General features: G+C 57.2%; 20 protein-coding genes. 12 read left to right on the top strand and 8 right to left on the bottom strand.

What is annotated here, in order from left to right; genetic code table 11:
• Positions 1-509 precede the first annotated feature (509 nt).
• The gene (gene purH / locus EDF75_RS26980; protein WP_133601483.1) at positions 510-2,099 is read left to right on the top strand and encodes a bifunctional phosphoribosylaminoimidazolecarboxamide formyltransferase/IMP cyclohydrolase; all 1,590 of its coding nucleotides are present in this window, start codon (positions 510-512) and stop codon (positions 2,097-2,099) included.
• A gap of 15 nt (positions 2,100-2,114) precedes the next feature.
• Entirely contained in the window at positions 2,115-3,404 is a 1,290-nt protein-coding gene (purD, locus tag EDF75_RS26975) for a phosphoribosylamine--glycine ligase (RefSeq protein WP_076948186.1), read from the top strand.
• A gap of 181 nt (positions 3,405-3,585) precedes the next feature.
• On the opposite strand, the gene EDF75_RS26970 is transcribed toward purD, so the two are convergent.
• The 6 genes from EDF75_RS26970 to nudC form a co-directional block, all read right to left on the bottom strand.
• Complete coding sequence (locus EDF75_RS26970) at positions 3,586-4,278, bottom strand: DUF1481 domain-containing protein (protein WP_045858041.1); 693 nt, start codon at positions 4,276-4,278, stop codon at positions 3,586-3,588.
• A 12-nt stretch (positions 4,279-4,290) separates the two neighbouring features.
• Positions 4,291-4,563 (bottom strand): nucleoid-associated protein HU-alpha, encoded by a 273-nt coding sequence (hupA, locus tag EDF75_RS26965; RefSeq protein ID WP_004097675.1) that lies wholly within the window; start codon positions 4,561-4,563, stop codon positions 4,291-4,293.
• Between the two features lie 185 nt (positions 4,564-4,748).
• Positions 4,749-5,339, bottom strand: a complete 591-nt coding sequence (locus EDF75_RS26960; RefSeq protein WP_133601482.1) for a YjaG family protein — start codon at positions 5,337-5,339, stop codon at positions 4,749-4,751.
• A 42-nt stretch (positions 5,340-5,381) separates the two neighbouring features.
• Positions 5,382-6,053, bottom strand: a complete 672-nt coding sequence (nfi, locus tag EDF75_RS26955; protein ID WP_133601481.1) for a deoxyribonuclease V — start codon at positions 6,051-6,053, stop codon at positions 5,382-5,384.
• A gap of 9 nt (positions 6,054-6,062) precedes the next feature.
• On the bottom strand, positions 6,063-7,127 hold the full coding sequence (hemE, locus tag EDF75_RS26950) for a uroporphyrinogen decarboxylase (RefSeq protein ID WP_133601480.1): 1,065 nt from the start codon (positions 7,125-7,127) through the stop codon (positions 6,063-6,065).
• Between the two features lie 41 nt (positions 7,128-7,168).
• The gene (nudC, locus tag EDF75_RS26945) at positions 7,169-7,942 is read right to left on the bottom strand and encodes an NAD(+) diphosphatase (RefSeq protein ID WP_133601479.1); all 774 of its coding nucleotides are present in this window, start codon (positions 7,940-7,942) and stop codon (positions 7,169-7,171) included.
• Positions 7,943-8,036: 94 nt separating this feature from the next.
• Here nudC and rsd point away from each other — a divergent pair, with 94 nt between their 5' ends.
• The 10 genes from rsd to EDF75_RS26895 all read left to right on the top strand — a co-directional run bounded on the left by rsd (position 8,037) and on the right by EDF75_RS26895 (position 16,930).
• Positions 8,037-8,534, top strand: coding sequence for a sigma D regulator (rsd, locus tag EDF75_RS26940; RefSeq protein WP_133601478.1), 498 nt, complete (start codon positions 8,037-8,039; stop codon positions 8,532-8,534).
• 363 nt (positions 8,535-8,897) lie between these two features.
• Positions 8,898-10,793, top strand: a complete 1,896-nt coding sequence (gene thiC, locus EDF75_RS26935; protein WP_133601477.1) for a phosphomethylpyrimidine synthase ThiC — start codon at positions 8,898-8,900, stop codon at positions 10,791-10,793.
• Complete coding sequence (thiE, locus tag EDF75_RS26930) at positions 10,793-11,428, top strand: thiamine phosphate synthase (protein ID WP_133601476.1); 636 nt, start codon at positions 10,793-10,795, stop codon at positions 11,426-11,428. Before thiC ends, thiE begins: the two co-directional genes overlap by 1 nt.
• Positions 11,421-12,176, top strand: coding sequence for a HesA/MoeB/ThiF family protein (locus EDF75_RS26925; RefSeq protein ID WP_133601475.1), 756 nt, complete (start codon positions 11,421-11,423; stop codon positions 12,174-12,176). The genes thiE and EDF75_RS26925 overlap by 8 nt, the downstream gene beginning before the upstream one ends.
• Positions 12,160-12,360, top strand: a complete 201-nt coding sequence (gene thiS / locus EDF75_RS26920; protein WP_045858019.1) for a sulfur carrier protein ThiS — start codon at positions 12,160-12,162, stop codon at positions 12,358-12,360. Before EDF75_RS26925 ends, thiS begins: the two co-directional genes overlap by 17 nt.
• Position 12,361: 1 nt before the next feature.
• A complete protein-coding gene (gene thiG, locus EDF75_RS26915; RefSeq protein ID WP_133601474.1) occupies positions 12,362-13,132 on the top strand; it encodes a thiazole synthase in 771 nt (256 codons plus the stop codon).
• Positions 13,129-14,262, top strand: coding sequence for a 2-iminoacetate synthase ThiH (gene thiH / locus EDF75_RS26910; RefSeq protein ID WP_133601473.1), 1,134 nt, complete (start codon positions 13,129-13,131; stop codon positions 14,260-14,262). The genes thiG and thiH overlap by 4 nt, the downstream gene beginning before the upstream one ends.
• Before the next feature lie 341 nt (positions 14,263-14,603).
• A complete protein-coding gene (locus tag EDF75_RS26905) occupies positions 14,604-16,136 on the top strand; it encodes a sensor domain-containing diguanylate cyclase (protein ID WP_133601472.1) in 1,533 nt (510 codons plus the stop codon).
• Positions 16,137-16,309: 173 nt separating this feature from the next.
• Positions 16,310-16,615 (top strand): PTS sugar transporter subunit IIB, encoded by a 306-nt coding sequence (locus EDF75_RS26900; RefSeq protein WP_041143545.1) that lies wholly within the window; start codon positions 16,310-16,312, stop codon positions 16,613-16,615.
• 3 nt (positions 16,616-16,618) lie between these two features.
• Entirely contained in the window at positions 16,619-16,930 is a 312-nt protein-coding gene (locus EDF75_RS26895) for a PTS lactose/cellobiose transporter subunit IIA (RefSeq protein ID WP_041143544.1), read from the top strand.
• A 49-nt stretch (positions 16,931-16,979) separates the two neighbouring features.
• Here EDF75_RS26895 and EDF75_RS26890 read toward each other — a convergent pair whose 3' ends face one another.
• Together EDF75_RS26890 and rpoC are read right to left on the bottom strand one after the other, a co-directional pair.
• Positions 16,980-18,320 (bottom strand): anaerobic C4-dicarboxylate transporter, encoded by a 1,341-nt coding sequence (locus EDF75_RS26890; RefSeq protein ID WP_133601471.1) that lies wholly within the window; start codon positions 18,318-18,320, stop codon positions 16,980-16,982.
• Positions 18,321-18,730: 410 nt separating this feature from the next.
• Positions 18,731-22,954, bottom strand: coding sequence for a DNA-directed RNA polymerase subunit beta' (gene rpoC / locus EDF75_RS26885; RefSeq protein ID WP_123706644.1), 4,224 nt, complete (start codon positions 22,952-22,954; stop codon positions 18,731-18,733).
• Positions 22,955-22,975 lie beyond the last annotated feature (21 nt).

Genomic DNA, 22,975 nt, shown 5'->3' with positions numbered 1-22,975 from the left:
ATTGTCTGATAAATTGTTAAAGAGCAGTGCAACGCGGCTTTCGCTCACCGTTGCGAGGTGGCGTATATTACGCTTTCCTCTTTCAGAGTCAACCCCGTTTTTCAGAAGTTTTCTCTTTCAACCCGGCGGCTTGTTTGCCGTTGTTCCGTGTCGATGGAGGCGCATTATAGGGAGTTCTCGAGCGCCCGCAATAGTTAAATTGCAGAAAAATGACTGACTGCTGCATTCCCCAGCAAAAGCCCGGTTTATACCCTGTTACGCACAGAATTATCCACAGACCGTCGGCGATCCTTCTCTATAAAGGCCGTCGCAGCGCCCTTCTATAAGGAGATATAAGGAAAGATCTCCCCCTGCAAAGAGAAAGATAAAAATTCGCGAGCGTTGCGCAAACGTTTTCGTTACAATGCCGCGCTATGACACGGACGCCCGGTTGGGTGCGTTAGGTGAGTTTTTAGGCAAAAACTCACCTAACGCTCTCTGTAATGTTCAAATCCTGGGGATTTAATACCATGCAACAACGTCGTCCAGTCCGCCGCGCCCTGCTCAGTGTTTCTGATAAGGCCGGTATCGTCGAATTCGCGCAGGCTCTTTCCGCTCGTGGTGTTGAGCTACTCTCTACGGGTGGTACCGCACGCCTGCTGGCGGAGAAAGGCCTGCCGGTAACCGAAGTCTCTGACTACACCGGTTTCCCGGAAATGATGGATGGACGCGTTAAGACCCTGCATCCGAAAGTACACGGCGGCATTCTGGGTCGTCGCGGTCAGGATGATGAGATCATGGCGCAGCACGCTATCTCTCCTATTGATATGGTCGTCGTTAACCTCTACCCGTTTGCCCAGACCGTCGCCCGTGAAGGCTGCTCGCTGGAAGACGCGGTTGAAAACATCGATATCGGCGGCCCGACCATGGTGCGCTCCGCGGCCAAGAACCATAAAGATGTCGCTATCGTTGTTAAGAGCAGCGACTACGCCGCCATTATTAAAGAGATGGACGCCAACGAAGGCTCCCTGACTCTCGACACCCGTTTCGACCTCGCCATTAAAGCCTTCGAGCATACCGCAGCCTATGACAGCATGATTGCCAACTACTTCGGCAGCATGGTTCCGGCCTATCACGGTGAAACTCAGGAAGCTTCAGGCCGCTTCCCGCGTACCCTGAACCTGAACTTCATTAAGAAGCAGGATATGCGCTACGGTGAAAACAGCCATCAGCAGGCCGCCTTCTATATAGAAGAAGAAATTAAGGAAGCGTCCGTTGCCACCGCCCAGCAGCTGCAGGGCAAAGCGCTTTCCTACAACAACATTGCCGATACCGATGCGGCGCTGGAGTGCGTGAAAGAGTTCAGCGAGCCGGCATGCGTCATCGTCAAGCACGCCAACCCGTGCGGCGTTGCGGTAAGCGATTCCCTGCTGGATGCTTACGACCGCGCCTATAAAACCGACCCGACCTCAGCGTTCGGCGGCATTATTGCCTTCAACCGCGAGCTGGATGCCGAAACCGCGCAGGCTATTATCTCCCGCCAGTTTGTCGAAGTGATCATCGCCCCGTCCGCTAGCGAAGCGGCGCTGAAAATCACCGCGGCGAAACAGAACGTCCGCGTCCTGACCTGCGGCGAGTGGACCTCACGCGCACCGGGCCTTGATTTCAAACGCGTTAACGGTGGGCTGCTGGTACAGGATCGCGATCTGGGCATGGTTACCAACGCTGAGCTGCGCGTGGTCAGCAAGCGCCAGCCAACCGAGCAGGAGCTGCGTGATGCGCTGTTCTGCTGGAAAGTCGCCAAGTTCGTCAAATCCAACGCCATCGTGTATGCCAAAGAGAATATGACCATCGGCATAGGCGCAGGCCAGATGAGCCGCGTTTACTCCGCCAAAATTGCCGGGATTAAAGCCGGCGACGAAGGCCTGGAAGTGAAAGGCTCAGCAATGGCATCCGACGCATTCTTCCCGTTCCGTGACGGCATTGATGCGGCCGCGGCAGTTGGCGTGAGCTGCGTGATCCAGCCGGGTGGCTCTATTCGCGACGAAGAGGTGATTGCCGCTGCCGACGAGCACGGTATCGCGATGATCTTCACCGACATGCGCCATTTCCGCCATTAATTCACGGAGTAACACATGAAAGTATTAGTGATTGGTAACGGCGGGCGCGAGCACGCGTTAGGCTGGAAAGCGGCGCAATCGCCGCTGGTTGATACCGTTTATGTGGCTCCGGGTAATGCCGGCACCGCCCTGGAGCCCGCGCTGCAGAACGTGGCGATCGGCGTGACCGACATTCCGGCACTGCTGAGCTTCGCACAGCGCGAAAATATCGATCTGACCATCGTCGGCCCGGAAGCGCCGCTGGTGATCGGCATTGTCGATGCCTTCCGCGCCGCCGGACTGAAAATCTTCGGCCCAACGGAAGGTGCCGCGCAGCTCGAGGGCTCTAAGGCCTTTACCAAAGATTTCCTCGCGCGCCACAAGATCCCCACCGCCGAGTACCAGAACTTTACCGAGGTTGAGCCTGCCCTTGCGTACCTGCGTGAGAAAGGCGCGCCGATCGTTATCAAAGCTGACGGCCTGGCGGCCGGGAAAGGCGTGATTGTCGCCATGACGCTCGAAGAGGCGGAAGCCGCCGTTAACGATATGCTGGCAGGCAATGCCTTTGGCGACGCCGGCCATCGTATCGTTATTGAAGAGTTCCTCGACGGCGAAGAGGCCAGCTTTATCGTGATGGTCGACGGCGAGCACGTGCTGCCGATGGCCACCAGCCAGGACCACAAACGCGTCGGTAATGGCGACACCGGCCCTAACACCGGCGGCATGGGCGCGTACTCTCCGGCCCCGGTGGTCACGGATGAGGTTCATCAGCGCACCATGGAGCGTATTATTTGGCCAACGGTCAAAGGGATGGCGGCGGAAGGCAATACCTATACCGGCTTTCTCTACGCGGGTCTGATGATCGATAAGCAGGGCAACCCGAAGGTTATCGAGTTCAACTGCCGCTTCGGCGATCCGGAAACTCAGCCCATCATGCTGCGCATGAAGTCGGACATGGTGGAGCTGTGCCTCGCCGCCTGTGATGGCAAGCTGGATGAGAAAACGTCAGAGTGGGACAGCCGCGCTTCTCTCGGCGTGGTCGTGGCCGCGGGCGGCTATCCGGGCAGCTACAGCACCGGCGACGAGATCTTTGGCCTGCCGCAGGAAGAAGCGGCGGATGGCAAAGTGTTCCATGCGGGCACCCAGCTTTCTGCCGACCAGCGCGTGCTCACCAACGGCGGCCGCGTACTGTGCGTAACGGCGCTGGGCGATAGCGTGGCCCAGGCGCAGCAGCGTGCCTATGAGCTGCTTACCGATATCCGCTGGAACGGCAGCTTTAGCCGTGACGATATCGGCTGGCGCGCCATCGCTCGCGAGCAAAGCTAACGGCGTCGTTTCACCTGCCGGATTTACGCATCCTTCTGTATTAACGGGTGGCCTCAGTTTTGTGGCCGCCCGTTTTATTTGGCATGCGCGGAGTACGGCTCTGCAAGGAGCGGCGGAGTGATGCCCGGCGGGTGCGGCAACGAGGGTAGCGCGCATCGGAGTATGAAGCGCGGGTAAAACGTTAGAAGGTTTTTTCCTGCGGTTGCCAGGTACAGAAGTCTTCGTTTGCCACCAGCAGCAGCTGCGAACCTTCAGAGGCTTCCAGCCACGCGACGCTGACCTCGACGGAGGAGTGATCCTGGCGGCGGGCGATATGGGCTAACGCCCGGGCATCCAGGTCTGGCTTAACGGTCTGCCCTTCACAGGTGGTGACGGTCCGATCGGCGTGCCAGCGTCCCTGACGCAGCACAACGCGGCCCTGACGCAACGCGTCGCTGGTCTGGCGGATCTGCGTCGCCCGGTAGCGGTAGAGCGCGACCTGGTCGCTGGAGAGCTGCTGCTTTTGCCCGTCGATTTCACGCTGCATAAAGCTCAGCTCGCCCTGGTCATCAAAGCGGGCGCGAATATGTTCCGTGGTCTTGCCGTAAACGTTGAGCTCAATCAGCGTCAGCCGATCGCCCTGCCAGCGGTACTCGCTGGTTGAAGTGTTGCCGTGACGCCACGGACTAAAAGCGGCGAGAAGGTGCACCTCGCCATTGGAATCCATGCGCCAGATACGCATCGCTCCCTGGTTGTCAGCATAGCCGCTGGCGGTAAAAGGCGGGAGCGAGGAATCATGGCTGCAGGCAGTGAGCAACAGTACGCCTGCCAGCGTCAGCGTGCGACGCCAGATAGACAAAAGGGGCTTAAAGGCCCCTTCGGTAAAACTGTACACTGCCACGCGGTCTTACTTAACTGCGTCTTTCAGTGCTTTGCCTGAAACAAACGCCGGCACGTTAGCAGCGGCAATTTTGATTTCATTACCGGTCTGCGGGTTGCGGCCAGTACGCTCAGCGCGGTGGTTCACTTTGAAGGTACCGAAACCAACCAGTTGGACAGCATCACCTTCTTTCAGAGACTCAGTAATTGCAGCCAGGGTAGATTCCAGGGCAGCTTTTGCCTGTGCTTTGGACAGGTCAGCTTTGTCCGCAATTACATCAATCAGTTGAGTCTTGTTCATAAGTTATCCTTACAATGTGTTTATCGCTTGCTAAGCACCGAGTGCGACGGAAATGCTGAAAAACACTCTCCTGCATACACGCACCGATAGCCACTTTTTTTCGCCCTCCAAATGTAGACCAGACGGGGGGCGGAATGGAAGCCTTCAGACGCTACAATTCAGGCGGTAAATCACGTTTTCTGGTCTCACTGCTGAAAATTTATACCAATATTGCTCTCGCCGGCTTCACGAAGGTCGGCGCGCAGTCCTTTTATCAGTTCAATATCGCGCTCTTCGCACTCGGCCAGCAGGCGGAAAATTTCCCACTGAATGTCCCATTCTTGTTCAACCGCCGGGTTTTCCTTGAGCTCTTCGTCGGTCATTTCACGACCGGCCTGGGTCATTTCCAGCATCGCGACGGTGGTAATGGAGCTCTTACTCACCTCAATGGCGTGCTCGAGGGTTTCGCCGCTCAGGCGCGAGTGAATCAGCTCGCTTAACGCGACGCAGGCATCGATCGCCGGATAGACGCCGTACATATCATAGTCGTCAGCCGCCGGGATCGCCTCTTCCAGCTTCTCCAGCTGGCTATCAAAATTCACCTTCGCGTCTTTGACCGTTAAGGTTTCCCAGATCAGATCGAGGATACGGCGATACAGCTGGCCATCGGCAAATTCGGTTTGCTGGCAAAACATGGCGTAATTGGGGTACATGCGCTCACACAAGCAGGCCATAAAAGTGACGTGCTGCCAGCTTTCCAGCTTCTCCAGGCGCAGATGAATCGGGTTTTGTAACATGATGAATTCTCGAAGTCAGAAATTAGCCGCAGTTTACCTGAATCAGCCGTGATTTGCTTGCCAACGGATAAACGCCGGGCGCTCTGATGCCACCGCATCCGCCCAGCGCGTCGGCTCCGGCAGGCGATAACCTTTCATACAGCGTTCCACCCACATTAAGGCGCTATCCAGCCCAACCCGGTGGCCGGTGCTGATAAAAAGCGGGTTACAGCGCACCTTGCTGCGCAGCACCCACGCCAGCTGTTCGTTTTTATCCATCAGCGCCGTCAGCGCCCCCGGCTCGTCGCCCGGGGCGTCGCATTTGCCGCACAGGCGCTTTTTCGCCACGCCGATGGTAGGCACGTCCACCAGCAGTCCGAAATGGCTGGCTACGCCAAGACGCCGGGGGTGGGAAATGCCGTGGCCGTCAACGAACAGCAGATCCGGCTTTTGTGAAAGCAGCTCCCACGCAGCCAGCAGCGCGGGGGTTTCGCGAAACGAGAGGAAGCCGGGAATATAGGGCATGGTGGTGGCAACGCGCGCCACCTGATATTCAACCAGCTCCAGTGAAGGCCAGGCCAGCAGCACCATCGCCGCTCGGGTGACTTCTCCTTCCTGCTCAAACCCGACGTCCGCGCCGCCGATCAGCCGCGGCGGATCGCGATCCAGCCGATCTTCACGAATGACCGATTCTGCTAAATCCCGCTGCAGGGTACGGAGAGAAGCCAAATCCATAGTCGCTCCTTAGCGATGATACTGTGCTGACAGCCGGTGTACCGCCTCCACAAACACGCCGGCATGCGCAGGATCCACGTCCTGATGAATGCCGTGTCCGAGGTTGAAGACGTGGCCTTCTCCCTGACCAAAGCCGGCAAGGATGGTCGCCACTTCTTCTTCAATGCGGGCTGCAGGCGCGTAAAGCATGGAGGGATCCATATTGCCCTGCAGCGCGACCTTGTGGCCAACGCGACGACGCGCATCGGCGATATCGGTTGTCCAGTCGAGGCCCAGCGCGTCGCAGCCAGTTTCTGCAATCGCCTCCAGCCACTGTCCGCCGCCTTTGGTAAACAGGGTCACCGGCACGCGGCGGCCTTCATTTTCACGCAGCAGGCCGTCGACGATTTTATGCATGTAGTAGAGCGAGAACTGCTGATAATCACGGCCGGTCAGCACTCCGCCCCAGGTATCAAAAATCATCACCGACTGAGCGCCGGCTTTAATCTGGGCATTCAGGTACAGCGTGACGCTTTTAGCCAGCTTGTCGAGCAGCGCGTGCAGCGCCTTCGGCTCGGCGTACATCATCTTCTTAATCACGGTAAAGGCTTTGCTGCTACCGCCTTCAACCATATAGGTCGCCAGCGTCCACGGGCTGCCGGAGAAGCCAATCAGCGGAACCTCACCTTTGAGCTCGCGGCGGATGGTGCGCACCGCGTTCATAACATAGCCGAGCTCATCTTCCGGATCGGGGATCGGCAGTTTGTCGACGTCGGCTTTGCAGGTAACTGGCGAGGTAAAGCGCGGGCCTTCGCCGGCTTCGAAGTACAGCCCCAGGCCCATCGCGTCCGGAATGGTCAGAATGTCTGAAAAGAGGATCGCCGCGTCCAGCGCATAGCGGCGCAGCGGCTGCAGCGTCACTTCGCAGGCCAGCTCGGCATTTTTACACAGCGACATAAAGTCGCCCGCTTCGGCGCGAGTGGCCTTGTACTCCGGTAAATAGCGGCCAGCCTGGCGCATCATCCACACCGGGGTCACATCAACGGGCTGGCGCAGCAGCGCACGCAGATAACGATCGTTCTTCAGTTCGGTCATTTTGCAGTTCCTTCAATGCGTCAGGCCATCATTGTATCACGTCATTCATAGTCGGCCCGGCACATCGCCACCGTATCTTCAATCAGCCGGCGCGCCACGGTTCCCGGCGGCGGCAGAAGCGGTAAATCGTCGTAGCGATACCAGCCCGCCTCCAGCAGCTCTTTGCGATCGATGACAATCTCACCGCTGTCGTATTCCGCCATAAATGCGGTCATCAGCGACTGCGGGAACGGCCAGGGCTGAGAAGTCACGTAGCGCAGGTTTTTCACCTTAATACCGCACTCCTCCATCACCTCGCGCGCCACCGTCTGTTCGAGGGTCTCCCCGACCTCAACAAAGCCGGCCAGCACCGTATGCACGCCGTTGCGGTGGCGGGTATGCTGCGCCAGCAGAATGGTGTCATCCCGGCGAATGGCGACAATCATGCACGGTGCGATTTGCGGGTAGTAGCGCTCGCGGCAGTGGCTACACAGCATCGCCCATTCGGTTTTGCTCGGGTGCATCGGGTGCCCGCAGTAACCGCAGAACTTATGCGAGCGATAAAACTCGGCCAGCTGAATACCGCGGCCCGCCAGCTGAAACAGGCCAGGATCCTGATCCAGCACCTGCCGCAGCGATCCCATATCCTGCCGACGATCCTGGCGTATCAGCCACACCGCCTCGCCTTGCCATTCGCCAATATGCTGTGCGTGCTGGCCGACAAGATTAAAATTTACCGCTTCGCCGTGTGGTAATTCCCCGCCGGGTAACCATAATTTTTGTTCGTGACTGACGATCCACCAGCCGCGATCTAATTTTTCAATAATACGATCCATATCTATTGCACTACCTTAATTTTACTGGCACTTTTAACATTATATTTACATTTTGGTGAGCAACGTTATTTTTCTTAATCTTGCGGAGTCAACCATGTTAAACCAGCTGGAAAACCTAACGGAACGTGTTGGAGGCAATAATGAACTGGTCGATCGCTGGCTGCATGTACGTAAGCATTTGCTCGTGGCTTACTACAAGCTGGTTGGCCTGAAACCCGGCAAAGAGTCATTTATGCGGCTTAATGAAAAAGCGCTGGATAACTTTTGCCAAAGCCTGGTGGATTACCTCTCATCCGGTCATTTTAGTATTTATGAACGTATTATCGGGGAAATGGAAGGCGATACGCCACTTTTGGCCGCCACCAGGCTCTATCCACAGCTGGAAGCCAACACCCAGCAGATTATGGATTATTACGACTCCTGCCTCGAAAACGCTATCGATCACGATAACTATCTCGAGTTCCAGCAGGCGCTCTCGGATATCGGTGAAGCGCTGGAAGCGCGCTTCGCGCTTGAAGATAAGCTGATCGCCTTGGCCGTGACCTATAACCTGAAAGACAGCATCAGCGACAATATCGCGCCGACTGCTTGAGTTGTGAGCCGTTAACGAGTAGTTTACATACATTCTCCCTCTCCGGAGGGAGTTTTATCTTGTCGGAGTGCCCATTTTCCAAAAAGCATTCGCGATACCTCAGGGTGGCAGGTCAGTGAACCTCCAGGAACTTACATCAGTAAGTGACCGGAGCGAGCGGACGTAGCCAACGAAGAGGCAGCGCGAAGGATAAAGTGGAAAAGGCTGAGACCGTTAATTCGGGATCCGCGGAACCTGATCAGGCTAATACCTGCGAAGGGAACAAGAGTAAACTGCAAAGAGCGGTCGTCCCTCCAGGACCAAACGCATCTGTTACTCCATCCGTCGTCTGACAAGCCATCTCCTTTTCGTCTGGAATGAGCTATGTCTACAGAAAAACTGACCCGTCGACAGCAGCGCGAACGCGCTCAGCGCTTTATCGACACTCTTGAAGGTTCGGTCTTCCCCAACTCGCAGCGTATCTACATTCAGGGTTCGCAGGATAATATTCGCGTCCCGATGCGTGAAATCCAGCTCAGCCCCACGCTTATCGGCGGCGGCAAAGAAAATCCGCGCTATGAAGACAACGAAGCGATCCCGGTGTACGACACCTCCGGCCCCTACGGCGACCCCGATATTGCGATCGATGTCCATCAGGGTCTGGCAAAGCTGCGCCAGCCGTGGATTGACGCGCGTAACGATAGCGAGCCGCTCAGCCATCGCAGCTCCACCTATACCCAGCAGCGCCTGGCCGATGACGGCCTCGATGAGCTGCGCTTTAGCCGCCTGCTGACGCCAAAGCGGGCCGCCGCAGGCCGCCGCGTCACCCAGCGCCACTACGCCCGCCGGAGCCTCGTCACGCCGGAGATGGAGTTTATCGCCCTCCGCGAAAACATGGGCCGCGAGCGCATTCGTAGCGCAGTGCTGCGCCACCAGCATCCGGGTGAAGGGTTTGGCGCCCATCTGCCGGACAACATCACGCCGGAGTTTGTCCGTGACGAAGTGGCCGCCGGCCGCGCCATTATTCCCGCCAATATCAACCATCCCGAGTCGGAGCCGATGATTATTGGCCGTAATTTCCTGGTCAAAGTTAACGCCAATATCGGCAACTCTGCCATCACCTCGTCCATTGAGGAAGAGGTAGAAAAGCTGGTGTGGTCAACCCGCTGGGGAGCGGATACGGTGATGGACCTCTCCACCGGCCGCTATATCCACGAAACCCGCGAGTGGATCCTGCGCAACAGCCCGGTACCTATCGGTACGGTGCCCATCTACCAGGCGCTGGAAAAAGTGAACGGCATTGCCGAGGATCTGAACTGGGAAGCATTTCGCGACACCCTGCTGGAGCAGGCGGAGCAAGGCGTTGACTACTTCACCATCCACGCCGGCGTCCTGCTGCGCTACGTGCCGCTGACGGCTAAACGCCTCACCGGTATCGTCTCCCGCGGCGGTTCGATCATGGCGAAATGGTGCCTGTCGCACCATCAGGAAAACTTCCTCTATCAGCACTTCCGCGAAATTTGCGAAATCTGCGCCGCCTACGACGTCTCGCTCTCGCTGGGCGACGGTCTGCGCCCCGGCTCGATCCAGGACGCCAACGATGAAGCGCAGTTTGCCGAGCTGCGAACCTTAGGCGAGCTGACGAAAATCGCCTGGGAGTACGACGTGCAGGTGATGATTGAAGGCCCGGGCCACGTGCCGATGCAGATGATCCGCCGCAACATGACCGAAGAGCTGGAGCACTGTCACGAAGCGCCGTTCTATACCCTCGGGCCGTTAACCACCGATATCGCTCCGGGCTACGATCACTTCACTTCCGGCATTGGCGCCGCGATGATCGGCTGGTTTGGCTGCGCGATGCTCTGCTACGTGACGCCGAAAGAGCACCTCGGGCTGCCGAACAAAGAGGACGTGAAGCAGGGGCTGATAACCTACAAAATCGCCGCCCACGCCGCCGATCTTGCCAAAGGCCATCCCGGGGCGCAGATCCGCGATAACGCCATGTCCAAAGCGCGTTTTGAGTTCCGCTGGGAGGACCAGTTTAACCTCGCCCTCGACCCCTTCACCGCCCGCGCCTGGCACGATGAAACCCTGCCGCAGGAGTCGGGAAAAGTCGCCCACTTCTGCTCCATGTGCGGACCCAAATTCTGTTCAATGAAAATCAGCCAGGAAGTACGCGACTACGCCGCCCGCCAGGATATCGAAAGCGGAATGGCCGATATGTCACAGGACTTCCGCACCCGCGGCGGCGAAATCTATTTACGTAAGGAGCAAGCCTGATGTATCAACCCGATTTTCCACCCGTCCCTTTTCGTTTAGGACTCTACCCGGTCGTGGATAGCGTGGTGTGGATTGAACGTCTGCTGAAAGCGGGCGTGCGCACCATCCAGCTGCGAATCAAGGATAAGCGTGAGGCCGACGTTGAGGATGACGTTATCGCCGCTATCGCGCTCGGCCGTCAGCATCACGCCCGGCTGTTTATCAACGACTACTGGCAGCTGGCCATTAAGCATCAGGCCTACGGCGTGCACCTCGGCCAGGAGGACCTGGAGACGACGGACCTGAGCGCGATCCGCAACGCCGGGCTGCGCCTCGGCGTCTCGACGCATGATGATATGGAGATTGACGTCGCGCTGGCGGCACGCCCCTCCTACGTCGCATTAGGTCACGTTTTCCCGACGCAAACCAAGCAGATGCCCTCCGCACCGCAGGGGCTGGAGCAGCTGGCCCGGCATATCGGCCGTCTGCAGGACTACCCGACGGTGGCCATCGGCGGCATCAGCCTCGAACGCGCGCCGGCGGTTCTCGGCACCGGCGTTGGCAGCATTGCCGTGGTCAGCGCGATTACCCAGGCGGCGGACTGGCAGCAGGCCACCGCGCAGCTGCTGGAAATGGCGGGAGCAGGCGATGAATGATAGCGATTTTATGCGCTACAGCCGCCAGCTGATGCTGGAGGATATCGCCATCGAAGGCCAGCAGAAGCTGCTGGCCAGTCGGGTGCTGATCGTCGGACTCGGCGGGCTTGGCTCCCCCGCGGCGCTCTATCTGGCGGGCGCCGGCGTCGGTACGCTGGTCCTCGCCGACGACGACGATGTTCACGTCAGCAACCTGCAGCGGCAGATTTTGTTCACCAGCGACGACATTGCCCGGCCGAAAGCGACGGCCGCCCGCCAGCGGCTGGCGCGGCTCAATCCGCAGATCGATATTATCCCCCTGCGGCAGCGGCTGAGCGGCGAAGCGCTGCTGGCTGAAGTGGCGCAGGCCGATCTGGTGCTGGACTGTACCGATAACATGGAGAGCCGCCAGGCCATCAACGCCGCCTGCGTGACCCGCAAAACGCCGTTAATTACCGCCAGCGCCGTCGGGCTTGGCGGGCAGCTGATGGTTCTGACCCCGCCGTGGGAGCAGGGCTGCTATCGCTGCCTGTGGCCGGATACGGCCGAGCCCGAGCGCAGCTGCCGCACCGCGGGCATTATCGGACCGGTGGTCGGCATGATGGGTACGCTGCAGGCGCTGGAGGCGATCAAGCTGCTCTCCGGCATGGTCACGCCGCGTAATACGCTGCGGCTGTTTGACGCCCGTACCAGCGCCTGGCGCAGCCTGGCGCTACAGCGGGCGCAGAGCTGTCCGGTATGCGGAGGACAACATGCAGATTTGGTTTAACGACGAGCCGCTCCGCTGCGCCGATGCGCTCACCGTCGCCGCCCTGCTCGCTCAGCTGGAACAGCAGCAGGCGGGCATCGCGCTGGCGCTCAATCAACAGGTTCTGCCGCGCGAGCGGTGGGACCACCATCTTCTGCAGGAAGGCGATCGGGTCCTGCTTTTTCAGGTTATCGCCGGAGGCTGACATGTTACGTATCGCAGACAAAACGTTCGACTCACATATTTTTACCGGTACCGGAAAATTTTCCGCGCCGGACCTTATGGTCGAGGCGATCCGCGCCTCGGGAAGCCAGCTGGTGACGCTGGCAATGAAGCGCGTCGATTTACGTCAGCACAATGATGCGATCCTCGCGCCTTTACTGGCCGCCGGCGTCAGCCTGCTGCCGAATACGTCGGGAGCGAAAACGGCGGAAGAAGCCGTGTTCGCCGCCCGCCTGGCGCGGGAAGCCCTGGGGACTCACTGGTTAAAGCTGGAGATTCATCCGGACGCGCGCTGGCTGCTGCCGGACCCCATCGAAACCCTGAAGGCGGCAGAGATCCTGGTACGGGAAGGTTTCGTGGTTCTGCCCTACTGCGGCGCCGACCCGGTGCTGTGTAAACGGCTGGAGGAGGCGGGCTGCGCGGCGGTGATGCCGCTCGGCGCCCCCATCGGATCCAATCAGGGGCTGGAAACCCGCGCCATGCTGGAAATCATTATCGCCCAGGCAACGGTACCGGTGGTCGTTGACGCCGGTATTGGCGTGCCCAGCCATGCGGCGCAGGCGCTGGAGATGGGCGCCGACGCGGTGCTGGTGAATACCGCAATCGCCGTCGCCGACGATCCGGTGACCATGGCGCGCGCGTTTCGTCTGGCGGTAGAAGCGGGCCTGCTGGCCCGTCAGGCCGGACCCGGCGCGCGCAGCGCCCAGGCGCAGGCCACCAGCCCGCTGACCGGTTTCCTGGAGGCGCTGGCATGAGCACCTTCACCGACCGCTGGAAGCAGCTGGAGTGGGATGATATCCGCCTGCGCATCAACAGCAAAACGCCAGCCGACGTTGAGCGGGCGATAGCGGCAAAACAGCTGACTCGCGACGATATGATGGCCCTGCTCTCCCCCGCCGCCGCCGGCTATCTCGAGCCGCTGGCGCAGCGCGCGCAGCGCCTGACCCGCCAGCGCTTTGGCAACACCGTCAGCTTCTACGTTCCCCTCTATCTCTCTAACCTGTGCGCGAACGACTGCACCTACTGCGGCTTTTCAATGAGCAACCGCATCAAGCGCAAGACGCTGGATAGCGATGAAATTACCCGCGAGTGCGCCGCCATCCGCCAGATGGGCTTTGAGCATCTGCTGCTGGTCACCGGTGAACACCAGGGCAAAGTGGGGATGGACTATTTTCGCCAGCATCTGCCGGCGATCCGCAGCCGGTTCTCCTCGCTACAGATGGAGGTGCAGCCGCTGAGCACCGAAGAGTACGCCGAGCTGAAAACGCTCGGCCTGGACGGCGTGATGGTCTATCAGGAAACGTATCATGAGAGCATGTACGCCCAGCATCATCTGAAGGGGAAGAAGCAGGACTTCTTCTGGCGTCTGGATACGCCGGATCGTCTCGGCGAGGCGGGGATCGATAAGATCGGCCTGGGCGCGCTCATTGGCCTCTCCGATAGCTGGCGCGTGGATTGCTATATGGTCGCCGAGCATCTGCTGTGGCTCCAGCAGCATTACTGGCGCAGCCGCTACTCGGTCTCCTTCCCCCGGCTGCGGCCGTGCGCCGGCGGGATCGAACCGGCATCGCTGATGGACGAGCGCCAGCTGGTGCAGACCATCTGCGCCTTCCGCCTGCTGGCGCCGGAGGTTGAGCTGTCGCTTTCAACCCGCGAAGCCCCCGATTTCCGCGATCGGGTGATCCCGCTGGCCATTAACAACGTCAGCGCATTTTCCAAAACGCAGCCCGGCGGCTACGCCGATAATCACCCCGAGCTGGAGCAGTTCGCTCCTCACGACGGCCGCCGCCCCGAAGAGGTCGCCAGCGCGCTGGTCGCTCGCGGGCTGCAGCCGGTGTGGAAAGACTGGGATAGCTGGCTGGGACGCGCTACGCAGTCATCCTGAAGAGGAGTGTAACGGCCTGCGCAGTTTGCGAGCCTGAACGCGAGAACAAAAACGGCAGATTGCTTACCCTCTGCCGTTTTCCTATTCTGCTCCTGTCAGCAGCGGACGCTGACCAGGGCGATAATTTCTCTTCCTCATTTTCGCCCTGCCTCCTTAATGGATAACCGATACGGACAGCCGATGGAGAGCGGGCGAAACCCCGGCCCCGGTGAATTTAAATCCCTTGCCCTGGAAGGGCGTGGTTATAATTGACCAATAGTTACCTGATTCGCTCGGCAGGCATGCTGGCTAAACCTGCGTATTAACCTACGGTTTATACCTTCTGGAACGATTTACGACTCATGGCTCGTCACAACAGAAAACTCTCTTTTACTACGCCGATTCTGGTGGGGTTTGCGGGGATTTTACTCAGTTTTTTACTGATCGCAGCGTTCGTCATTGCCACTCAGAAAAAGAATTTTCTTGAGGACTATCACCACGTTAATCGCAACTTCACCCATAATCTGGCCATTAACTACACCGAATCGCTGCTCCGCGAAAATGATTATATTCTCAGCCGCGCCACCACCTTTTTTTCCCGCAATGACGAGCTCAATAGCGCCGTTAATCTCGATCCGCAGAAAGGTTTACGCGCGCTGATGCAGCTTCAGGAGCTGATGCAAACCGTCTCTTCTATCTCGCTGGCGGATACCCAGGCGCACTACCTGCGCGCGCCGGAGGTGCTGGAGACGGAAGATAGCCGGAAGTTCGATCCTGAATCTCGTCCGTGGTTTATCAAACAGGCGGAAGCCAGTACGTTCAGCCTCTACACCAGCCCCTACCTGGACTACTTTACCCATCGCCCCACCGTTACCCTCTATCGCCCGGTCATCTCCCCGGAAGGACGGCTCAAAGGCAGCCTCGCCTTCCATATGGATCTGACGTCGATGGGGTACGCGCTGCGGCAGATGGTGGCGCCGGTGCAGGGCGAGTTTTTTGTCGTGCAGCGCGACGGCAAGGTAGTGCTCCATCCGGATCCTGGCGCCCTGTTTAAGCCCTACGTCAGCAGCCGCCTGATGGATAACATGACCAGCGCAGAGGGGCAGCTATACGATATCGCCAGCGATAGCTGGTATTACTACTATTCGTTTACTAATCCCGACTGGTTCGTTATCTACCGCGTCAATAATTCCACCCTGCTCGACCTGACGCGCTATCAAACCGATATTGTCACCTGGGGATTTGCCCTCGGCGCCATTGTCATTATCCTGTTCGGCCTCTACCTGCGCCACGCTTCGCGCACGGTGCTGATGAATATCATCAATGCCATTAAGACCGGCGACGCCCAGCGCGCCCCGCGGCTGGAAGCGATGCTGAGCAAGGCTATCGAAAGCAATAAGCAGCGCGAACTCACCTACGTGCGCCAGGCCACCATCGATGCCCTGACCGGCTGTAAAAACCGCCGCGCCTTCGATAGCGACATCGCGGCGCTAATGAACGATCATCAGCCGTTCGCCCTGGCGCTGGTCGACATCGATAACTTTAAATCAATTAACGACACCTGGGGCCACCTCAACGGCGATATCGTTCTGCGCAGCGTCGCCCGTGAAGGGCTGCAAATCCTGCAGCCGCTGCAGATTTCACTCTACCGCTACGGCGGAGAGGAGTTTGCCGTGGTATTTACCGCAGAGCATCTCACTCATGCCCATACGCTGCTCGAAAGCTGGCGGATTAAGATTGCCCAGCGCACCTGGCGTGAAGAGGGGCTAAGCGTAACCTTCAGCGCCGGCCTCGGCGAATGGAACATGGAGCCGCTGGATAAACTGGTGGTCAGCGTCGACGAAGCGCTCTATAAAGCGAAACAGCAGGGCAAGAATCAGATCGTCAGAACCTAAAGCCTCTCCCCTCGTAAAGCCCGCTTCGGCGGGCTTTTTTGTCTTTTCAGCCCGCAAACCGAAACCGGTTTCATTATTTTGTGATGCCTTACACACAATCGCTGCAAAGCGGTTGTTCCGTCACCCTGCCCGCGCTAAAGATGGTACATCAAGGAACATAAAGGCGACGAACTATGAAGAATATCGTTTTATGCTGTGCCGCAGGTATGTCCACCAGCATGCTGGTTCAACGTATGCAAGCTGCCGCGCAGCAGAAAGGGGTGGAAGTCTCGATTAAAGCCGTGCCGGTTGCTGAATTTAAAGACAATCTGGCCGCTGCCGATATTATCCTGCTGGGCCCTCAGGTGAAATACGAGCAGGCGAAACTACAGGCGCTGGCCGATCCGTTCGGTAAAAAAGTTGCCGTTATCGATATGATGGATTACGGCATGATGAAAGGCGATGCCGTTCTGGATAAAGCCCTGAAGTTGATGGAGTAAGAGATGGAAGATTTAGAAACGATCATTATGGAGCTGCTGGTTAACGCCGGTTCAGCGCGTAGCTCTGCATTAACCGCACTGCAGCTGGCGCGCAAAGGCGATTTTGCCGCCGCCGAGCAGGCGATGGCAGAATCTCATGAATTTGTGAAGCACGCGCATAAAATCCAGACCCAGCTTATCGGTCTGGATGAAGGGTCCGGCAAGCTTCCGGTCAACCTGATTACCGTTCACTCTCAGGACCACCTGATGAACGCGATGGTCATCCAGGATCTGGCGACCGATATGATCGAACTGTATCGCCGTATTCCGCAGTAAATGAAACCGCTTTATGCAGCAGGTGCCCGTTCGGCACCTGCTTTTTTTATTACAGAAATCCGTAGAGCGCGGCAAATATCCAGCCAAATACGCACGAGACGCTGACGCCAATCAACCCCGGCAAAATAAAGCTGTGGTTAATGACAAAGCGGCCGATTCGGGTCGTGCCCGAGCGGTCGAACTGAATAGCGGCCAGGTCGCTGGGATAGGTTGGCAGAATATAATAACCGTAGCACGCCGGCGCGGACGCCACGATATAGGCCGGGTCGACGCCAATCGCCAGCGCAACCGGGACAATCGCCGCCAGCGCCGCCGCCTGGGAGTTGACGAATTTGGAGACAATCAGCAGGACAATAGCGTAGGCCCACGGATACTCTTTTACCATCTCGCCCAGCACGCCCTTAATCTCCGACATGTGCGCACCAAACATGGTCTCCGCCATCCATGCAATGCCGTATACCGCCACAATGGCGATCATTCCCGAGCGAAATACCTCATTTTTAGAAATAGAGGCCGGATTGGTTTTGGTGATGATGATGATGAGCGCCCCGGAAAGCAGCATAAACATCTGGATAACCAGCACCATCGACAGCGGCTTGCCGTCGAAAGCGGGCCGCAGCTCGGAGAACGCGCCCAGCAGGGCTACCACGGCAATCGACGCCAGGAAGATCCACATCGCCACCCAGTTACTGGCCGGCAGCTTGCGGTCCAGCAGCGTCGCGGTATCGCCGTATACATAGTGGCGGTTTTCCGGTGTGGCGATAAACGCCTGGAACTCTTCGTCTTTATCCAAATCCTTGCCGCGGAACCAGCTAAATATACCGATCGCCAGAATTCCCAGCAGGGTTGACGGGATGGTGATCGCCAGCAGATCGAGAAACTCCAGATGCTTGCCGTTAAACGTAAAGTTACCGAGCATTGCCACCAGCGAAACGACCGCAACGGAAACCGGGCTGGCGATAATACCCATCTGTGCGCCAATGGAGCTTGCCGCCATAGGACGCTCGGGACGAATATTATTCTTAATCGCGACGTCATAGATAATTGGCAGGATGGTATAGACCACGTGGCCGGTGCCGCAAAGGATAGTCAACGTACAGGTCACAAATGGCGCGACGATTGACACGTACTTTGGATTACGCCGCAGAAGCTTTTCGGCAATCTGCAGCATCACGTCTAACCCGCCGGAAGCCTGTAACGTCGCCGAAGCGGCTACTACCGCAATAATCACCAGCATGACATCAACCGGCGGTTTTCCCGGCTGAAGATGGAAGACAAAGACTAAAATAACCAGCCCGATGCCGCCTAAAAGGCCCAGCGCAATCCCGCCTTTTCGGGCTCCATAAAACAAACACACTAAGATAATGACGAGTTGTATAGCAAATTCCATGCATCCCCCAGAACCACTCTATTAGGTCGAAAACATCTATCGCGGTCGTCTCATTCTTATTTAGCGGCCTCCTCGATGGCGTTTTAAATAGACGAGGCGGCGCCTCAGCGGGTGAGAACTGAAAATAAGGAAAGGCGCAATCACCTGATTATCCGGATTTTTTGACTATACCTTTTTTGATTTTTAATTTTTTGATACGCGTAGAACTTTTACCCATATATTTACTATGGAATAAAAACAGGAGCAGCTGGCGGGGTTTATATTAATAGAATAAGGCTTAATTGCTGCTTAGCTATTAATGGAATGTAATCAAATATAGATTAAATAAAATAACGCGCTGATGCGGCAGCGTAAGAATAAAAAAAGCCAGTCAGGAGACCTGACTGGCTTTTTTAGCACAGCGTCAACGATTAATCGTTGTCTGAACCGCCCAGACCCGCGTTCAGCAGCTCTGCCAGGTTGGCAGAAGCTTCTTCAACGGTGACCTGCGGTGCAGCAGGCTGTTCGCCAGCTGCCTTGCGGCGCATACGATCCTGGTGGTACGCATAGCCGGTACCAGCCGGGATCAGACGACCCACGATGACGTTCTCTTTCAGGCCACGCAGTTCGTCGCGTTTGCCCGCAACGGCTGCTTCGGTCAGGACACGGGTAGTCTCCTGGAACGATGCCGCAGAGATGAACGATTCGGTTGCCAGAGACGCTTTGGTGATACCCAGCAGGTCGCGGGAGTAAGTTGCCGCAACTTTGCCATTCGCTTCCAGATCGCGGTTAGCAATCTTGACGCGGGAGTATTCAACCTGCTCGCCTTCCAGGAAGTCGGAGCTACCGGCACTGTCGATAGTCGCTTTACGCAGCATCTGACGAACGATAACTTCGATGTGCTTATCGTTAATCTTAACGCCTTGCAGACGGTAAACGTCCTGTACTTCGTTGGTGATATAACGCGTTACCGCGTGTACGCCACGAAGACGCAGAATGTCGTGCGGCGCTTCCGGACCGTCGGAAACCACGTCACCACGTTCTACACGTTCACCTTCAAACACGTTCAGCTGACGCCATTTCGGAATCATCTCTTCGTATGGATCGCTACCGTCTAACGGAGTGATGACCAGACGACGTTTACCTTTGGTTTCTTTACCGAAGGAGATGATACCGCTGATTTCTGCCAGAATTGCCGGCTCTTTCGGGCGACGCGCTTCGAACAGGTCAGCAACGCGCGGCAGACCACCGGTGATATCCTTGGTACCGCTGGATTCCTGAGGAATACGCGCCAGTGCGTCACCCGCACTGATCTGGATACCATCTTCCAGCTGGACGATCGCTTTACCCGGCAGGAAGTACTGCGCAGGCATATCGGTGCCAGGGATCAGAACGTCATTACCGTTAGCATCAACGATTTTCAGGGCCGGACGCAGGTCTTTACCACCCGCCGTACGCTCTGCAGAATCCAGAACCACCAGCGAAGACAGACCGGTCAGCTCGTCGGTCTGACGAGTAATGGTCTGGCCGTCAATCATGTCAGTAAAGCGGATGAAACCACTTACTTCAGTGATAACCGGCATGGTGTGCGGATCCCAGTTTGCTACGGTTTCGCCGCCAGCAACCTGCTCACCATCACCTTTACCCATCACCGCACCGTAAGGAACTTTATAGCTCTCTTTGGTACGACCGAATTCGTCGATCAGCTTCAGTTCGGTGTTACGTGAGGTCACTACCAGCTTGCCGGCAGAGTTGACAACCGATTTAGCGTTGCTAAGACGGATGCTACCTTTGTTTTTCACCTGGATGCTGGATTCAGCAGCCGCACGAGATGCCGCACCACCGATGTGGAACGTACGCATCGTCAGCTGTGTACCCGGCTCACCGATGGACTGTGCTGCGATAACGCCGATAGCCTCACCTTTGTTGATGATGTGGCCACGCGCCAGGTCACGACCGTAGCAGTGCGCACATACACCAAAGTCGGTGTCACAGGATACGACGGAACGCACTTTGACGGAGTCAACGGAGTTCTCTTCCAGCAGGTCACACCAGTGCTCGTGCAGCAGCGTGTTGCGTGGAACCAGAATATCCGCAGTACCCGGCTTCAGTACGTCTTCAGCGGTCACACGACCCAGTACGCGATCGCGCAGCGGCTCTTTAACATCACCACCCTCGATAACCGGGGTCATGGTAATGCCTTCCAGGGTGCCACAGTCGTCTTCAGTAACAACCAGGTCCTGTGCAACGTCAACCAGACGACGAGTCAGGTAACCGGAGTTCGCTGTTTTCAGTGCGGTATCCGCCAGACCTTTACGCGCGCCGTGCGTGGAGATGAAGTACTGGAGTACGTTCAGACCTTCACGGAAGTTCGCGGTGATCGGCGTTTCGATGATGGAGCCATCCGGCTTCGCCATCAGACCACGCATACCAGCCAGCTGACGAATCTGTGCCGCAGAACCACGCGCACCGGAGTCGGCCATCATGTAGATGCTGTTGAAGGAAACCTGCTGCTCTTCGACGCCGTCACGGTTAATAACGGTTTCGGTTTGCAGGTTATCCATCATCGCTTTGGATACACGATCGTTCGCCGCAGCCCAGATATCGATAACTTTGTTGTAGCGTTCGCCAGCGGTAACCAGACCGGACTGGAACTGTTCCTGGATTTCAGCAACTTCAGCTTCCGCTTCGCTGATGATCTCGTGTTTTTTCTCCGGGATGACCATGTCATCAATACCAACGGATGCACCTGAACGCGCTGCATAAGCAAAGCCGGTGTACATCGTCTGGTCCGCAAAAATAACGGTCGGTTTCAGGCCCAGAATACGGTAGCAGGTGTTCAGCATTTTGGAGATCGCTTTCTTACCCAGCGCCTGGTTCACGATAGTGAACGGCAGACCTTTAGGCACGATCATCCACAGAATCGCACGGCCAACGGTCGTGTCCTTCAGGCTGGTTTTCGCTACGAACTGGCCGTTTTCATCTTTTTCGTATTCGGTGATACGCACTTTAACGCGCGCATGCAGAGAGGCCAGGCCAGCGCGATAAATACGCTCAGCTTCTTTCGGGCCAGTCAGCACCATGCCTTCGCCTTTGGCGTTAACACAGTCACGGGTCATGTAGTACAGACCCAGTACAACGTCCTGAGACGGAACGATGATAGGCTCGCCGTTCGCCGGGGACAGGATGTTGTTGGTAGACATCATCAGCGCACGCGCTTCCAGCTGGGCTTCCAGCGTCAGCGGTACGTGAACAGCCATCTGGTCACCATCGAAGTCGGCGTTATATGCCGCACAGACCAGCGGGTGCAGCTGGATAGCTTTACCTTCGATCAGTACCGGCTCAAATGCCTGGATACCCAAACGGTGCAGGGTTGGTGCACGGTTCAGCAGTACCGGGTGTTCGCGGATAACTTCGTCCAGGATATCCCAAACGACGGCTTCTTCGCGCTCAACCATTTTCTTCGCAGCTTTAATGGTGGTAGCAAGACCACGCAGTTCCAGCTTGCCGTAGATGAACGGTTTGAACAGCTCCAGCGCCATTTTCTTCGGCAGACCGCACTGATGCAGACGCAGGTATGGACCTACGGTGATAACAGAACGACCGGAGTAGTCAACGCGTTTACCCAGCAGGTTCTGACGGAAACGACCCTGTTTACCTTTGATCATATCGGCCAAAGATTTCAGAGGACGTTTGTTCGAACCGGTGATAGCACGACCGCGACGACCGTTATCCAGCAGGGCGTCAACCGCTTCCTGCAGCATACGTTTTTCGTTGCGTACGATGATATCCGGCGCAGCCAGATCCAGCAGACGTTTCAGACGGTTGTTACGGTTAATGACGCGACGATACAGATCGTTCAGGTCAGAAGTCGCGAAACGACCACCATCCAGCGGAACCAGCGGACGCAGATCTGGCGGCAGAACCGGCAGAACGGTCAGGATCATCCACTCAGGCTTGTTGCCAGACTGAACGAAAGCTTCCAGCAGTTTGATACGCTTGGTCAGCTTTTTACGCTTGGTTTCGGAGTTGGTTTCGTTCAGCTCTTCACGCAGCTGCTCGCATTCCTGCTCCAGATCCATGCTCTTCAGCAGGGCCTGAATAGCTTCGGCGCCCATCTTCGCGTCGAACTCGTCACCGAACTCTTCCAGCGCGTCCAGATACTGCTCTTCAGTCAGGATCTGGTTGCGTTCGAGGTTCGTCATCCCGCCTTCGATAACCACATAGGATTCGAAGTACAGAACGCGTTCGATATCACGCAGCGGCATATCCAGCAGCAGGCCGATACGGGACGGCAGCGACTTCAGGAACCAAATGTGGGCGGTCGGAGACGCCAGCTCGATGTGGCCCATGCGCTCACGACGCACTTTAGTCTGGGTCACTTCAACGCCGCACTTCTCACAGATCACACCACGGTGTTTCAGGCGCTTGTACTTACCGCACAGGCACTCGTAGTCTTTTACTGGCCCGAAAATACGCGCACAGAAAAGGCCGTCACGTTCTGGTTTGAACGTACGGTAGTTAATGGTTTCCGGCTTTTTAACTTCACCGAAAGACCATGAACGGATCATGTCTGGCGAGGCCAGAGCAATTTTGATCGCATCAAACTCTTCGGTTTTAGTCTGCGCTTTCAGAAACTTTAATAAATCTTTCACGGATTTGCTCCCGTCGGAGTT

The organism is Klebsiella sp. BIGb0149, from assembly GCF_004362605.1.
GTDB classification, from domain to species: Bacteria; Pseudomonadota; Gammaproteobacteria; order Enterobacterales; family Enterobacteriaceae; genus Klebsiella; species Klebsiella terrigena.
This window is presented reverse-complemented; position numbering and strand designations above follow the sequence as displayed.